Annotated in this window: 15 protein-coding genes; 10 read left to right on the forward strand and 5 right to left on the reverse strand. The window is 71.2% G+C overall.

Going from position 1 to position 13,590, the window contains the following annotated elements:
* Positions 1-47 precede the first annotated feature (47 nt).
* The 10 genes from IA22_RS0122980 (at position 48) to IA22_RS0123030 (ending at position 9,294) form a co-directional block, all read left to right on the forward strand.
* Positions 48-1,745, forward strand: coding sequence for a nitrite/sulfite reductase (locus IA22_RS0122980; RefSeq protein ID WP_030124697.1), 1,698 nt, complete (start codon positions 48-50; stop codon positions 1,743-1,745).
* The gene (locus tag IA22_RS0122985; RefSeq protein ID WP_014153269.1) at positions 1,742-1,921 is read left to right on the forward strand and encodes a hypothetical protein; all 180 of its coding nucleotides are present in this window, start codon (positions 1,742-1,744) and stop codon (positions 1,919-1,921) included. The genes IA22_RS0122980 and IA22_RS0122985 overlap by 4 nt, the downstream gene beginning before the upstream one ends.
* Positions 1,918-2,634, forward strand: coding sequence for a phosphoadenylyl-sulfate reductase (locus tag IA22_RS0122990; RefSeq protein ID WP_014153270.1), 717 nt, complete (start codon positions 1,918-1,920; stop codon positions 2,632-2,634). Before IA22_RS0122985 ends, IA22_RS0122990 begins: the two co-directional genes overlap by 4 nt.
* Positions 2,634-3,203, forward strand: a complete 570-nt coding sequence (gene cysC / locus IA22_RS0122995; protein WP_081889883.1) for an adenylyl-sulfate kinase — start codon at positions 2,634-2,636, stop codon at positions 3,201-3,203. The genes IA22_RS0122990 and cysC overlap by 1 nt, the downstream gene beginning before the upstream one ends.
* Positions 3,200-4,135 (forward strand): sulfate adenylyltransferase subunit CysD, encoded by a 936-nt coding sequence (cysD, locus tag IA22_RS0123000; protein WP_014153272.1) that lies wholly within the window; start codon positions 3,200-3,202, stop codon positions 4,133-4,135. Before cysC ends, cysD begins: the two co-directional genes overlap by 4 nt.
* A 2-nt stretch (positions 4,136-4,137) precedes the next feature.
* Positions 4,138-5,475, forward strand: a complete 1,338-nt coding sequence (locus tag IA22_RS0123005; protein ID WP_014153273.1) for a sulfate adenylyltransferase subunit 1 — start codon at positions 4,138-4,140, stop codon at positions 5,473-5,475.
* A gap of 234 nt (positions 5,476-5,709) precedes the next feature.
* Positions 5,710-6,822 (forward strand): aliphatic sulfonate ABC transporter substrate-binding protein, encoded by a 1,113-nt coding sequence (locus IA22_RS0123015; RefSeq protein WP_030124700.1) that lies wholly within the window; start codon positions 5,710-5,712, stop codon positions 6,820-6,822.
* Positions 6,823-6,867: 45 nt separating this feature from the next.
* Complete coding sequence (locus IA22_RS0123020) at positions 6,868-7,659, forward strand: ABC transporter ATP-binding protein (RefSeq protein ID WP_014153276.1); 792 nt, start codon at positions 6,868-6,870, stop codon at positions 7,657-7,659.
* Positions 7,646-8,524, forward strand: a complete 879-nt coding sequence (locus IA22_RS0123025) for an ABC transporter permease (protein WP_030124701.1) — start codon at positions 7,646-7,648, stop codon at positions 8,522-8,524. Before IA22_RS0123020 ends, IA22_RS0123025 begins: the two co-directional genes overlap by 14 nt.
* Positions 8,525-8,529: 5 nt before the next feature.
* Positions 8,530-9,294: a sirohydrochlorin chelatase gene (locus IA22_RS0123030; protein ID WP_030124702.1), complete on the forward strand. Its 765-nt coding sequence runs from the start codon at positions 8,530-8,532 to the stop codon at positions 9,292-9,294.
* A 76-nt stretch (positions 9,295-9,370) separates the two neighbouring features.
* On the opposite strand, the gene IA22_RS0123035 is transcribed toward IA22_RS0123030, so the two are convergent.
* The 5 genes from IA22_RS0123035 to IA22_RS0123055 form a co-directional block, all read right to left on the reverse strand.
* Positions 9,371-9,955, reverse strand: coding sequence for a TIGR03086 family metal-binding protein (locus tag IA22_RS0123035; RefSeq protein ID WP_030124703.1), 585 nt, complete (start codon positions 9,953-9,955; stop codon positions 9,371-9,373).
* Positions 9,956-10,022: 67 nt separating this feature from the next.
* Positions 10,023-11,024, reverse strand: a complete 1,002-nt coding sequence (locus tag IA22_RS0123040) for a ketopantoate reductase family protein (RefSeq protein ID WP_030124704.1) — start codon at positions 11,022-11,024, stop codon at positions 10,023-10,025.
* Between the two features lie 99 nt (positions 11,025-11,123).
* Positions 11,124-12,038 carry a S1 family peptidase gene (locus tag IA22_RS0123045; RefSeq protein WP_014153281.1) on the reverse strand — a complete coding sequence of 305 codons (915 nt, stop codon included), beginning with the start codon at positions 12,036-12,038 and terminating at the stop codon, positions 11,124-11,126.
* Positions 12,039-12,587: 549 nt separating this feature from the next.
* On the reverse strand, positions 12,588-12,971 hold the full coding sequence (locus IA22_RS0123050; RefSeq protein WP_014153282.1) for a nuclear transport factor 2 family protein: 384 nt from the start codon (positions 12,969-12,971) through the stop codon (positions 12,588-12,590).
* Entirely contained in the window at positions 12,964-13,512 is a 549-nt protein-coding gene (locus IA22_RS0123055; RefSeq protein WP_014153283.1) for a DUF1697 domain-containing protein, read from the reverse strand. The genes IA22_RS0123050 and IA22_RS0123055 overlap by 8 nt, the downstream gene beginning before the upstream one ends.
* Positions 13,513-13,590 lie beyond the last annotated feature (78 nt).

The following is a 13,590-nucleotide window of genomic DNA, read 5'->3' on the forward strand; positions in this document are numbered from 1 at the left end:
TGTGCAGTTCAGAGCCGCCCTCCTGCAGTCCCGAAGGACGTATAGCCATGGCCGCCATCCCCGAGAAGCCTGCTACCGCCACGCCCCGCCGCAAGGCCGGACGTCACCGTGGTGAAGGTCAGTGGGCCATGGGTCACTTCACCCCGCTGAACGGGAACGAGCAGTTCAAGAAGGACGACGACAGTCTCAACGTGCGGACACGCATTGAGACGATCTACTCGAAGCGCGGCTTCGACTCCATCGACCCGAACGACCTGCGCGGACGCATGCGCTGGTGGGGCCTGTACACCCAGCGCCGTCCCGGGATCGACGGCGGCAAGACCGCCGTGCTGGAGCCGGAGGAGCTCGACGACCGCTACTTCATGCTGCGCGTGCGCATCGACGGCGGCAGGCTGACGACCGCGCAGCTGCGCGTCATCGGTGAGATCTCCGAGGAGTACGCGCGGGGCACCGCCGACATCACCGACCGGCAGAACGTCCAGCTGCACTGGATCCGCATCGAGGACGTCCCGGCGATCTGGGAGAAGCTCGAGGCCGTCGGGCTCTCGACGACCGAGGCCTGCGGCGACTGCCCCCGCGTGATCATCGGTTCGCCGGTGGCCGGGATCGCCGCCGACGAGATCATCGACGGCACCCCCGCGGTCGACGAGATCCACGAGCGCTACATCGGCAGCAAGGAATTCTCGAACCTGCCCCGCAAGTTCAAGACCGCGATCTCCGGCTCGCCGGTCCAGGACGTGGTGCACGAGATCAACGACATCGCCTTCGTCGGGGTGGACCACCCCGAGCACGGCCCCGGCTTCGACCTGTGGGTCGGCGGCGGGCTGTCCACCAACCCGCGGTTCGCGGAGCGCCTCGGCGCCTGGGTACCGCTGGACGAGGTCCCCGACGTCTGGGCGGGTGTCGTCGGGATCTTCCGCGACTACGGCTACCGACGGCTGCGTACGCGCGCCCGTCTGAAGTTCCTGATGGCCGACTGGGGCCCGGAGAAGTTCCGCCAAATCCTCCAGGACGAGTACCTCAAGCGCCCGCTGCTGGACGGACCACCGCCCGCGCAGCCCTCCTCCCGCTGGCGCGACCACATCGGCGTGCACGCCCAGCAGGACGGCCGCTTCTACGTCGGCTTCGCCCCGCGCGTCGGCCGGGTGGACGGCTCCACCCTGGCCAAGATCGCCGATCTGGCCGAGGCGCACGGCTCGGGCCGGGTGCGCACCACCGTCGAGCAGAAGATGATCATTCTGGACGTCGAGCGGGATCAGGTCGACTCCCTGACCGCCGGGCTGGAAGCACTGGACTTCCAGGTGAACGCCTCCCCCTTCCGGCGCGGCACGATGGCCTGCACCGGCATCGAGTTCTGCAAGCTGGCGATCGTCGAGACGAAGGCGCGCGGCGCCGCGCTCATCGACGAACTGGAGCGCCGCATGCCGGACTTCGAGGAGCCGCTCTCCATCAACATCAACGGCTGCCCGAACGCCTGCGCCCGTATCCAGACCGCGGACATCGGACTCAAGGGCCAGCTGATGCTGGACGGCGACGGCAACCAGGTCGAGGGCTACCAGGTGCACCTGGGCGGCGCGCTCGGACTGGAGGCCGGCTTCGGCCGCAAGGTCCGTGGGCTGAAGGTCACCTCGGCCGAACTCCCGGACTACGTCGAGCGGGTGCTCGGGAAGTTCCAGGAGGAGCGCGAGGAGGACGAGCGCTTCGCGACCTGGGCGGCCCGCGCCAGTGCGGAGTCGCTGTCGTGAGCGAACGAGCCGCGCCGTTCTACTGCCCGTACTGCGGCGACGAGGACCTGCGTCCGCACGAGGCCGGTCACGGCGCCTGGGAATGTGCTTCCTGCAACCGCGCGTTCCAGCTGAAGTTCCTGGGTCTGCTGACCCAGGGGCTCCAGCGCAACGACGTCGAAGGGGACGGGACATGACGGACACCCTGCACGCGGCCGAGCTGACCGACGAAGCCCTGAGGGAACAGGCGGAGCGGGCCGGGCGCGAACTCGAGGACGCCTCCGCGAGCGACATCCTGAGGTGGGCGGCCGACACCTTCGGCAAGCGCTTCTGCGTCACCTCCTCCATGGAGGACGCGGTCGTCGCGCATCTCGCCTCCCGGGTGTTCCCCGGCGTGGACGTGGTCTTCCTGGACACCGGCTACCACTTCGAGGAGACCATCGGCACCCGGGACGCGGTCGGCGCCGTGATGGACGTCAACCTCATCACGCTGACGCCGCGTCAGTCGGTGGCGGAGCAGGACGCCGCGTACGGGCCGAAGCTGCACGACCGCGACCCCGACCTGTGCTGCGCCCTGCGGAAGGTCAAGCCCCTGGAAGAGGGCCTGACCGCATACGCGGCCTGGGCGACCGGGCTGCGCCGCGACGAGTCCCCCACCCGGGCGAACACCCCGGTGGTGGGCTGGGACGAGAAGCGCCGCAAGGTCAAGGTCTCGCCCATCGCACGCTGGACGCAGGACGACGTGGACGCCTACGTTGCCGAGCACGGCGTACTGACCAACCCGCTGCTGACGGACGGTTACGCCTCCGTCGGCTGTGCGCCCTGCACCCGGCGGGTGCTGGAGGGCGAGGACGCACGGGCCGGCCGCTGGGCCGGTCTCGGCAAGACCGAATGCGGACTGCACGGCTGATGACGACTGATCAGGAGATATCGATGAGCGTGACGGAGACGGGAGCCACCGTCTGGCTCACCGGTCTGCCGAGCGCGGGCAAGACCACCATCGCCTACGAGCTGGCGGGCCGGCTGCGTGCCGACGGCCACCGGGTCGAGGTGCTCGACGGTGACGAGATCCGGGAGTTCCTCTCCGCGGGCCTCGGTTTCTCCCGTGAGGACCGGCACACCAACGTGGGCCGGATCGGCTTCGTCGCCGAACTGCTCGCCGCCAACGGCGTGAAGGTCCTCGTCCCGGTCATCGCCCCGTACGCGGACAGCCGTGACGCGGTGCGCAAGCGCCATCAGCAGGAGGGCACCGCGTATCTGGAGGTGCACGTCGCGACCCCGGTCGAGGTGTGCTCCGAGCGCGATGTGAAGGGGCTGTACGCCAAGCAGGCGGCGGGCGAGATCAGCGGCCTCACCGGGGTCGACGACCCCTACGAGGCTCCCGAGTCACCGGATCTGCGGATCGAGTCGCACCGGCAGACCGTGCAGCAGTCCGCAGCGGCGCTCCGTGCGCTGCTCACCGAGAAGGGCCTGGCGTGAGCACCGTCGTCACCGTGCCGGACGGCACCGTCAATCCGTACGCGCTGAGCCACCTGGACTCCCTGGAGTCCGAGGCGGTGCACATCTTCCGCGAGGTCGCGGGGGAGTTCGAGCGGCCGGTGATCCTCTTCTCCGGCGGCAAGGACTCGATCCTGATGCTGCACCTGGCGCTGAAGGCGTTCGCGCCGGCGCCCATCCCGTTCACACTGCTGCACGTGGACACGGGGCACAACTTCCCCGAGGTCCTCGACTACCGCGACCGCACCGTCGAGAAGCACGGGCTGCGCCTGCACGTCGCCTCCGTCCAGGAGTACATCGACGCGGGCAAGCTCCGTGAGCGTCCGGACGGCACCCGCAACCCGCTGCAGACGGTCCCGCTCACCGAGGCGATCCAGCAGCACCGCTTCGACGCCGTGTTCGGCGGCGGACGGCGCGACGAGGAGAAGGCCCGGGCCAAGGAGCGCGTGTTCTCGCTGCGCGACGAGTTCTCCCAGTGGGACCCGCGCCGCCAGCGCCCCGAGCTCTGGCAGCTCTACAACGGCCGCCACGCCGCCGGCGAGCACGTCCGCGTCTTCCCCATCTCCAACTGGACCGAGCTCGACGTCTGGCAGTACATCGAGCGCGAGGGCATCGAGCTCCCGGAGATCTACTTCGCCCACGAGCGCGAGGTCTTCAGCCGTTCCGGCATGTGGCTGACCGCCGGTGAGTGGGGCGGGCCCAAGGACCACGAGAAGGTCGAGACCCGCCGGGTGCGCTACCGCACCGTCGGCGACATGTCCTGCACCGGAGCCGTCGACTCCGACGCCACCACCCTGGACGCCGTGATCACCGAGATCGCCGCCTCCCGTCTCACCGAGCGGGGCGCGACCCGCGCCGACGACAAGATGTCCGAGGCCGCGATGGAAGACCGCAAGCGCGAGGGGTACTTCTAGACATGAACACCACCACCGAGCAGCTCTCGGCCACCACCCTCCTGCGGTTCGCCACGGCCGGGTCCGTCGACGACGGCAAGTCCACCCTCGTGGGACGCCTGCTGCACGACTCCAAGTCGGTCCTCACCGACCAGCTGGAAGCCGTCGCGCTCGCCTCCTCCAACCGCGGCCAGGAAGCACCCGACCTGGCGCTCCTCACCGACGGACTGCGGGCGGAGCGCGAGCAGGGCATCACCATCGACGTGGCCTACCGCTACTTCGCCACGCCGCGGCGCCGGTTCATCCTGGCCGACACCCCGGGCCATGTGCAGTACACCCGCAACATGGTCACCGGCGCGTCCACCGCCGAGCTCGCGGTCGTCCTGGTCGACGCCCGCAACGGCGTGGTCGAGCAGACCCGGCGGCACGCCGCGGTGGCCGCCCTGCTGCGCGTTCCGCACGTCGTCCTCGCCGTGAACAAGATGGACCTCGTCGACTACGCGGAGCCCGTGTTCGCCGCGATCGCCGAGGAGTTCACCGCGTACGCCGCCTCCCTCGGCGTCCCGGAGATCACCGCGATCCCGATCTCCGCACTGGCCGGCGACAACGTCGTGGAGCCGTCCGCCCACATGGACTGGTACGGCGGCCCGACGGTCCTGGAGCACCTGGAGACCGTGCCGGTCAGCCACGACCTGACCGAGTGCCACGCCCGCTTCCCCGTGCAGTACGTGATACGCCCGCAGACCGCCGAGCACCCCGACTACCGGGGGTACGCGGGCCAGATCGCCGCCGGGGTGTTCCGGGTCGGCGAGCGGGTCTCCGTGCTGCCGTCCGGGCGCACCACGACGATCGAGGGGATCGACGCGCTCGGCGAGAGCGTCGACGTCGCCTGGGCCCCGCAGTCGGTGACGATCCGTCTGGCCGACGACATCGACGTCTCGCGCGGCGACCTGATCGCCCCGGCGGACGACGCCCCCGCCGTCACGCAGGACGTCGAGGCGACCGTCTGCCATGTGGCCGACCAGCCGCTCACCGTGGGCCAGCGGGTGCTGCTCAAGCACACCACCCGTACGGTCAAGGCGATCGTCAAGGACATCCCGTCGCGCCTCACGCTCGACGACCTCTCCCAGCACCCGGCCCCCGGCACGCTGGTGGCCAACGACATCGGCCGGGTGGTGGTCCGTACCGCCGAGCCGCTCGCGCTCGACGCGTACGCGGACTCGCGGCGCACCGGATCGTTCCTGCTGATCGACCCCGCCGACGGCACGACGCTGACGGCCGGAATGGCGGGCGCCTCGTTCGCCGCCGAGGCCGACGCCGACGCGGCCGCCTCCGCCGACGACGCGGAGTGGGACTTCTGATGATCACCGATTTCTTCTCCACCTTCGCGAAGGAGGGCGGCCGGGTGGGCAGCGGCGTCCTCGGCAGCGGCCAGGGCGGGGTCGGGCGATGTGCGTGATGACGTACGCGCACTGCCTGCGCGCCCGCCCGTACCACCCGCACCGCCCGTTCAGACGAAGACCTGCCGACCGCCCGGCCGCGCCACCCGACTCCGGGAGGACGTGAGCACCGGGCCTACGAGAGGAAACCCTCCCGTGCGTGCCCCCCGTACCACCCTGCGCCGCGGCCTCGCCGCCGCCGTCGCTCTGCCGCTGCTCGCCGTGGCGGCCACCGCCTGCGGCTACGGCTCCGAGGCGAAGGACGACGACGCGAAGTCGAACGTCTCCGCCGGCGGGAAGAAGCTCTCGGCCGACACCGTGAAGATCGGTTACTTCCCGAACCTCACGCACGCGACCGCCCTGGTCGGTATCCAGGAAGGCCTGATCGCCAAGGAGCTGGGCGGTACGACGGTCAAGCCCTCGACGTTCAACGCCGGGCCCTCCGAGATCGAGGCGCTCAACGCGGGTTCGATCGACATCGGCTTCATCGGCCCCTCCCCCTCGATCAACGGCTATGCCAAGTCCAAGGGCCAGAGCCTGCGGATCATCGGCGGCTCGGCCTCCGGCGGTGTGAAGCTCGTCGTCGACCCGAAGAAGATCAAGACCCTGGACGACCTCAAGGGCAAGAAGATCGCCACCCCGCAGCTCGGCAACACGCAGGACGTGGCGTTCCTCAACTGGATCTCCGAGAAGGGCTGGAAGGTCGACGCCCAGAGCGGCAAGGGCGACGTCTCCGTGGTCCGCTCGGACAACAAGGTGACCCCGGACGCCTTCAAGTCCGGTTCCCTGGACGGTGCCTGGGTCCCGGAGCCGACCGCCTCCAAGCTGGTCGCCGAGGGTGGCAAGGTCCTGCTCGACGAGTCGACGCTCTGGCCGGACGACAAGTTCGTCATCACGAACATCATCGTGTCGCAGAAGTTCCTCTCCGAGCACCCGGACGTCGTCGACGCGGTGCTGCGCGGCACGGTGAACACCAACAAGTGGATCAACGCCAACCCGGACGAGGCGAAGGCCTCGGCCAACTCGGCGCTGGAGAAGCTGAGCGGCAAGGCGCTGCCCGCCGATGTCCTCGACCCGGCGTGGAAGTCCATCCGGATCACGGACGACCCGCTGGCCGCCACGCTCCAGGCGCAGGCGGACCACGCGGTCAAGGCGGGCCTTCTCGAGAAGCCCGACCTCGAGGGCATCTACGACCTGAAGCCGCTGAACAAGATCCTCGAGGCCGAGGGACAGCCCGCGGTCGCCGACGCCGGTCTCGGCGCCGAGTAACCACCCGACACCAGGATCCCTGAAGACTCCCAGGAGGTGACGACCATGGCGACCACCACCCTCACCAAGGCCGAGGACCGTGCAGCGGTCGAGCACGCCGCCCGCATCCGGAACGTCTCCAAGTCCTTCGCCGGACCCACGGGGCAGCAGCTCGTCCTGGACGACATCACGCTCGACGTCGCTCCGGGTGAGTTCGTCACCCTCCTGGGAGCCTCCGGGTGCGGTAAGTCCACGCTGCTCAATCTGGTGGCGGGGCTCGACCGCCCGACCGCGGGGTCCATCGAGACCCCCGGCGGGCGGCCCGCCCTGATGTTCCAGGAGCACGCCCTCTTCCCGTGGCTGACCGCGGGGAAGAACATCGAACTGGCCCTGCGTCTGCGCGGGGTGCCGAAGTCGGACCGCCGCCCGGAGGCGGAGCGGCTGCTGGAACTCGTACGTCTCGGCGGGGCGTACGGGAAGCGGGTGCACGAGCTCTCGGGCGGTATGCGCCAGCGGGTCGCGATGGCACGCGCGCTCGCCCAGGACAGCCAGCTGCTCCTGATGGACGAGCCGTTCGCCGCGCTCGACGCCATCACCCGCGACGTGCTGCACGACGAACTCACCCGGATCTGGCGCGAGACGAACGCCTCCGTCCTCTTCGTCACCCACAACGTGCGCGAGGCGGTGCGGCTCGCCCAGCGCGTCATTCTGCTGTCCTCGCGGCCGGGCCGGATCGCCCGGGAGTGGACGGTCGACATCGAGCAGCCTCGCCGCATCGAGGACACCGCCGTGGCGGAGCTGTCCGTCGAGATCACCGAAGAACTGCGTGGGGAGATCCGCCGACATGGCCAGCACTGAAACGAAGGCCGACGACCTGGCGGGGCTCGAAGCCGGCCTGGACGCACTCGACGCCGTACAGGTGCGTCGCACGCCGGCCCGCGAGATCCTCCTCGACAAGGTGCTGCCGCCGGTCGTCGCGGTGGTCCTGGTCGTCCTCGTCTGGCAGCTGCTGGTCTGGGCGAAGGTCACCGACGACTACAAGCTGCCACCGCCCGGCGCGGTCTGGGACAGCCTGACCGACATGTGGGTGCAGGGCACCCTGCTGGAGGTCATCTGGACCAGTGTGTCGCGCGGTCTGTTCGGCTTCGTGATGGCCGTCGCGATCGGCACCCCGCTGGGCCTGCTGGTCGCGCGGGTCAAGGTCGTCCGGGCCGCGATCGGGCCGATCCTGTCCGGCCTGCAGTCCCTGCCGTCCGTGGCGTGGGTGGCCCCGGCCGTGATCTGGCTCGGGCTCAACGACTCGATGATGTACGCGGTGATCCTGCTCGGCGCGGTCCCGTCCGTCGCCAACGGACTGGTCTCCGGAGTGGACCAGGTGCCGCCGCTGTTCCTGCGCGCGGGCCGCACGATCGGCGCGACGGGGCTGCGCGGGACGATCCACATCGTCCTGCCGGCGGCGCTGCCCGGTTATCTGGCGGGCCTCAAGCAGGGCTGGGCGTTCTCCTGGCGTTCGCTCATGGCCGCCGAGATCATCGCCTCCTCGCCCGACCTGGGCCTGGGGCTCGGCCAGCTGCTGGAGAACGGCCGGAACAACTTCGACATGCCGGGGATCTTCCTGGCGATCCTGCTCATCCTGTTCGTCGGCATCGCGATCGACCTGCTGATCTTCAGTCCGCTGGAGCGGCGGGTGCTGCGCAGCCGTGGTCTCCTGGTGAAGAGCTGATCTCCATGACGTCCCCGGTTCTCCTCGTCATCGCCCACGGCAGCCGCGACCCGCGGCACGCGGCGACCGTCCACGCGCTCACCGCGCGCGTGCGGTCGCTGCGGCCCGGGCTGCGTGTGGAGACGGGCTTCCTGGACTTCAACGCCCCGTCCGTACCCCGGGTTCTGGAACGCCTGGCCGCGGAGGGGGCGGACGAGGTCGTCGCGCTCCCGCTGCTGCTGACCCGCGCCTTCCACGCCAAGTCGGACATCCCCTCGGTGCTGAGGGAGGCCCGGAGCCGGCTCCCCCGGCTGCGGATCCGCCAGGCCGGCGTTCTCGGCCCGTCGCCGCTGCTGAACGCGGCACTGGAGCAGAGGGTGCGCGAGGCCGGGGTGGCGCCCGGCGACAAGGGCTCGACGGGGCTGGTCCTGGCCTCGGCGGGCTCCACGGACCCGGAGGCGATCGCAGTGATCGCTGAAATCGCGCGGGAGCTGCGGCACACCGGCTGGTGCGCCGTGCGGCCTGCGTTCGCCTCCGCGGTGACGGCCGACGGCCCGTCCCGTACCGCCGACGCGGTGCGGGCCCTGCGGGCCGACGGCGTACGGCAGGTGGCGGTGGCGCCGTACGTCATCGCCCCCGGCCGTCTGCCCGACCGGATCGCCGCCGGTGCCGAGGAGGCCGGGGCCGACGTCCTGGCCGGTGTGCTCGGACCGTCCCCGGCGCTCGCGCGGCTGCTGCTGACCCGGTACGACGAGGCGCGCGTCCCCGTGGTGGGGGCGATGAGCGCCTAGGCGCGCCTTCGATGCGGAGCCGGATCGCCGCCTCCCCGCCGCCGCCGCGGTCAGGACGGGGTGGAGCGGACGGGCCTCAGGCGGCGACCGGACGCGGGTCCCGGCCGCTGAGGGCCAGAGCACGCGCGAAGTCGGACGCCTCCCCGGACAGGACGACCTCACCGGCGAAGCCGTCGTACCGGCGGTAGAGCTCCGCCGTGCCCTCGACCGACTCCAGGAGGTAGGCAGCCGCCGGACCGGAGGGCCGGAACTCCTGACCGGTGGCCCGGGCCACGTCCCACCCGTGCAGCGCGGTCTCCATGACGAGCATCCGGGCGATGTCGGGAGCCGGGGTGGAGCCGTGCCCCGTGTCGATGGTGCCCTCCCAGGTGGCGGGGTCCGACCAGGCGGCGACCGCCCTGTCCAGCTGGGCGGCGTAGCGCTCCGGCCAGTCGGCGTCGGCGGTGAAGTCACGGGCCGTCAGCTCGTCCGGGAGGGGGGTGCGCAGGGCGCGGTGCTCCAGCCCGTGCGCGCTGTACAGCACCCAGTGGTTGACCAGCTCCCGCAGGTCCCACTCCCTGCAGGGAGTCGACGTGGCGGCCTGCGGCGCGGCCCCCACGCCCCGGGCCACCCGGGCGGATTCGGCCGCACACTCGGCCATGTGTTCGTACGCGTTCTTCATGTCCCCATCCTGCGGTCCGCCTGTGCGGCCGGTCTTGAAGAAAGGCGACAGCGGGACCGCGGGGTGCTCAGGACGCCGCGTCGGCCAGGGCGGTGAGCTCGGCCGGCGTCATCGACCCGGGTGCGCGGCGCTCCCGGGCGAAGGCGTCGGCGGTGCTCTGCAGTACGCCGTTGACCGGCGTCGGTATGCCGTGCAGCCGGCCGAGCAGGACGATCTCGCCGTTCAGGTAGTCGGCCTCGATGGTCCCGGTGCCACGGCTGAGGCTCTGCCAGGACGATCCGCCGCTCCGCCCGGAGCCGTCGAACGGGTCGAAGCGGATCTTCCCGCCGCGGGCGGCGTCCTGCTCCTCGCCGCCCACCGCCTCGATCCCGGCGGCCGCGAGGACCGCCCGTCCCTCCGCCTTGGCCCGGTCGAACAGGGCGAACGCCTCGGGGCTGTCGAGCACCCCGGTGGCCGCCTCGATCGCGTTGGCGAGGTTGGAGAGCAGCTTGGCGTACTTCCAGCGCATCACGTCGGCGACCACGGGCGCCGCCAGCTTCGCCTTCTCCCAGTCCGCGGCGATCGCGAGCACGGTGTCGTCCGCACCGGACGGGTAGCGGCCGAGGTGCAGCATCCCGGTGAGCGGGGCTCCGCCGGCGACGACCCTGCCCGGTTCCACGAAGCTCGCCGGCAGGTAGACGCAGCAGCCGTAGACGCGGCGGAACCGGCGCAGGGCCAGGCGTTCGCCCTCGACACCGTTCTGCGCGCAGATCACGGGGAGCCGCTCCCCCGCCGTTCCGCCGCCCGCCACCGGCCTGACGCTCCAGTCGTCGAGAGCCGCGACGGCGTCCTGCGTCTTGACCGCGAGCACGACGACGTCCTGGGCCTCGAGTTCCACGGCCGCCGGGCCGTCGGCGACGGGGATGCGGTGGACGTGGGTGCCGTCCGGTGTGATGAGGCTCAGCCCGTCGTCCCGCAAGGCCGTGTACTGCGCCCCTCGGGCGACCAGGACGACCTGGTGGCCGGCCTCCGCCAGACGTCCGCCCACGGCGCCGCCCACGGCGCCCGCTCCCACGATGATGTAGCGCATGCCAGCGAGCCTGGCACACCGCCCTCCCTCGCGGGAAGCGGGCACGGCAACGGGCCGCGCTCGGGGAGCGCGGCCCGTCGACGGGTGGTGCGTGAGGTCCTAGAAGACGCTGACGCCGTAGGCGTTCAGCGCCTCGACGACGGGCTGGAAGAACGTGGTGCCGCCGGAGGAGCAGTTGCCGCTGCCGCCGGAGGTGAGGCCCAGCGCCGTGCTGCCGGCGAAGAGCGAACCGCCGCTGTCGCCGGGCTCGGCGCAGACGTTGGTCTGGATCATGCCGTACACGACGTCACCGCCGCCGTAGTTCACCGTCGCGTTGAGACCGGTGACGGTGCCGCTGTGGACGCCGGTGGTGGAACCGCTGCGCTTGACGGCCTGTCCGACGCTGGGGTTCGCGGCGGAGGTGATGTCCTGGTAGCTGCCGTTGTAGAGGTAGACCCGGCCGTCGGCGGCCGAGGCGTTGGAGTGGCGGATCAGCCCGTAGTCATTGGTCGGGAAGCTGGATCCGGCCCTCGTGCCGAGCGTGGTGGTCTGGCCCGAGTTGGTGTACCAGGTGCTGCCTATCTCGGTGCAGTGCCCGGCGGTCAGCGCGTAGTAGGTGCTGCCGCTGCGGACGTTGAAGCCGAGGGAGCAGCGTCCGCCGCCGGCGTAGATGGCCTGTCCGCCGGCGATGAGCTTGTTGAACGTGCCCGGGGTCCGCTTGATGTCGGCCTTGGCACCCGAGTCGGTGACGGACTTCTTGATCGTGGCGATCTCGGCGGCCGTGACGGTGCTGTCGACGGTCACGACGACCTTGCCGGTGCTCGCCTCGGTGTACCAGGCGGTGCCCGCGATGTCGGCGGTGCCGACAGCCGAACTGGCAACGGCGAGCTCGGCCTTCGTCACGGTGTCCGGCGCGGCCTGGGCGACCGCGGTCGGTGCCGCGAGCGCCACTGCGGTGACCAGACCCGAGGTGGCGGCGATGAGGCGAGCGCGTCTGGAGATCGAGCCGAGAGGGGCGAAGCGCTTGAAGGTCACAGGATCCTCCGTCTTTGGGGGGTGTCCGGTCCGCTGGGTGGGCGGGCCGGGCGTACGGCTGTCCGCGACCGGGGTTCTGGTCGTGGACCTGCCAACCGCACGCCCCGAATCCTTGACTCCGCTTGGGCTCGTGACAAGGTCGCCTTCCGGACCATGGCGGAGAACGGACCGTGAACTCCGCAATGCGTACGGGTTCCCTCCGAACGCCGGAGTCCGCTCACCGAACGGAGGAGACCTGCGAATTGCAGCAAAGGGCGAAGCGGGCGGAGGACGTCGACTCCTGTCTACGCGGATCGCGTTCACACACGCCGCGGCCCGCCCGGCTCACGGACACCCAGGAGCGCCGCCGGCCCGCGCCGGGCCCCTCGGCACCCCGTCCGTTCAGGGGCTTTACCAGTGTTTTGCCCGGGCGCCCCAGTTGGCCGGAATTGGCCCTTCCGGCGGGAACCGGCCGGGGCGCGGGCCAGGATCAGACCGGGGCGGCGCTCTTGCGACGCCGCTCCGGTGTGTGCTGCGGGACGGCGCCGGCGTACCGGCGGGGCGGTAGGTTCAGACCTCGGCGAAGGGGTCGTCGACGAAGGGGGTGGCCTGATGGAACCAGAGCAGCCAGCCGCTCGCGGTCAGCCGCCACAGGGAACTGCGGTGCGAACGCAACCCCTTGGACTCCGTGTCGAAGGTGAGGTGCACCAGGTCCGGGGCGAGCTGGTCGCCTCTCATCCGCGACGCGGTGAGCGGACCGGGGCGCGGCGCGGCGGGGTCCGTGAGCATCGCGATGATCGAGTCCCGCTCCCAGAGGCGTCCGCTGGTGCCGATCTCACGGAAGTCGGGGTGCAGCAGGGTCACGAGGACGTCGGCGGAGGCCCGCACCACGGGGTCGAGGAGGCGGAGCTCGCTCTCGACGGCTGTGGCCACGGCGGGCGAAGGGTCAGTCACGCGTCATCTCCACCAGCTTGAGCACCGTGTTCCAGTTGCGGCTGGTGGCGACGAGGCCACGGGTGAACGCCGGCCGTCCGAGGGCCACCGCCAGCTTGGAGCGCCCGAGCCCGTCGGGCGCGTACAGATAGAGGGCGCGGTCGCCCAGCCGGAACTCCTCGGGACGGAAGGCTTCGACGTCGAGCGAGGCGAACCGGGAGGCGTCGACGGCCCGGTCGAAATAGGTGACGTGCAGCTGCCTGCCCTCGAGCCGGGCGGCCGGGAACGGGCAGGCGTCGGCCACGCCCGCCAGATAGGCGCCCGTGCGGACCAGGCAGTCGACCGGAAAGCCGAACCGCTCCTCGATCGCCCGTTCCAGTCCGGCGGCCAGGGCGCCCTCGTCGTCCGTGGCGCCGCGGAAGACGGCGTTGCCGCTCTGCAGATACGTGGTGACGTCCTCGTGCCCCAGTTCCCCGAGCAGCTCACGGAGCTCCGCCATCGGGACCCGGCGGTGACCGCTGACGTTGATCCCCCGCAGCAGTGCCGCGTACATCGTGCTCATGCCCCCACCCTAGAGCTCTCCCCGGCAGGGAGCCGCCGCGCCCCGTGGGGGAGGGCGCGGCGGCTCCTGCTCGTTACG

The organism is Kitasatospora papulosa, assembly GCF_000717245.1.
Taxonomy (GTDB): domain Bacteria; phylum Actinomycetota; class Actinomycetes; order Streptomycetales; family Streptomycetaceae; genus Streptomyces; species Streptomyces papulosus.

What these genes read in the sequence shown, in the direction of transcription:
- IA22_RS0122980 (WP_030124697.1), top strand. Translation starts at nt 48, where the DNA reads ATGGCCGCCATCCCCGAGAAGCCTGCTACCGCCACGCCCCGCCGCAAG.
- IA22_RS0122990 (WP_014153270.1), top strand. Translation starts at nt 1,918, where the DNA reads ATGACGGACACCCTGCACGCGGCCGAGCTGACCGACGAAGCCCTGAGG.
- cysC (WP_081889883.1), top strand. Translation starts at nt 2,634, where the DNA reads ATGACGACTGATCAGGAGATATCGATGAGCGTGACGGAGACGGGAGCC.
- IA22_RS0123005 (WP_014153273.1), top strand. Translation starts at nt 4,138, where the DNA reads ATGAACACCACCACCGAGCAGCTCTCGGCCACCACCCTCCTGCGGTTC.
- IA22_RS0123020 (WP_014153276.1), top strand. Translation starts at nt 6,868, where the DNA reads ATGGCGACCACCACCCTCACCAAGGCCGAGGACCGTGCAGCGGTCGAG.
- IA22_RS0123025 (WP_030124701.1), top strand. Translation starts at nt 7,646, where the DNA reads ATGGCCAGCACTGAAACGAAGGCCGACGACCTGGCGGGGCTCGAAGCC.
- IA22_RS0123030 (WP_030124702.1), top strand. Translation starts at nt 8,530, where the DNA reads ATGACGTCCCCGGTTCTCCTCGTCATCGCCCACGGCAGCCGCGACCCG.
- IA22_RS0123035 (WP_030124703.1), bottom strand. Translation starts at nt 9,955, where the DNA reads ATGAAGAACGCGTACGAACACATGGCCGAGTGTGCGGCCGAATCCGCC.
- IA22_RS0123040 (WP_030124704.1), bottom strand. Translation starts at nt 11,024, where the DNA reads ATGCGCTACATCATCGTGGGAGCGGGCGCCGTGGGCGGCGCCGTGGGC.
- IA22_RS0123055 (WP_014153283.1), bottom strand. Translation starts at nt 13,512, where the DNA reads ATGAGCACGATGTACGCGGCACTGCTGCGGGGGATCAACGTCAGCGGT.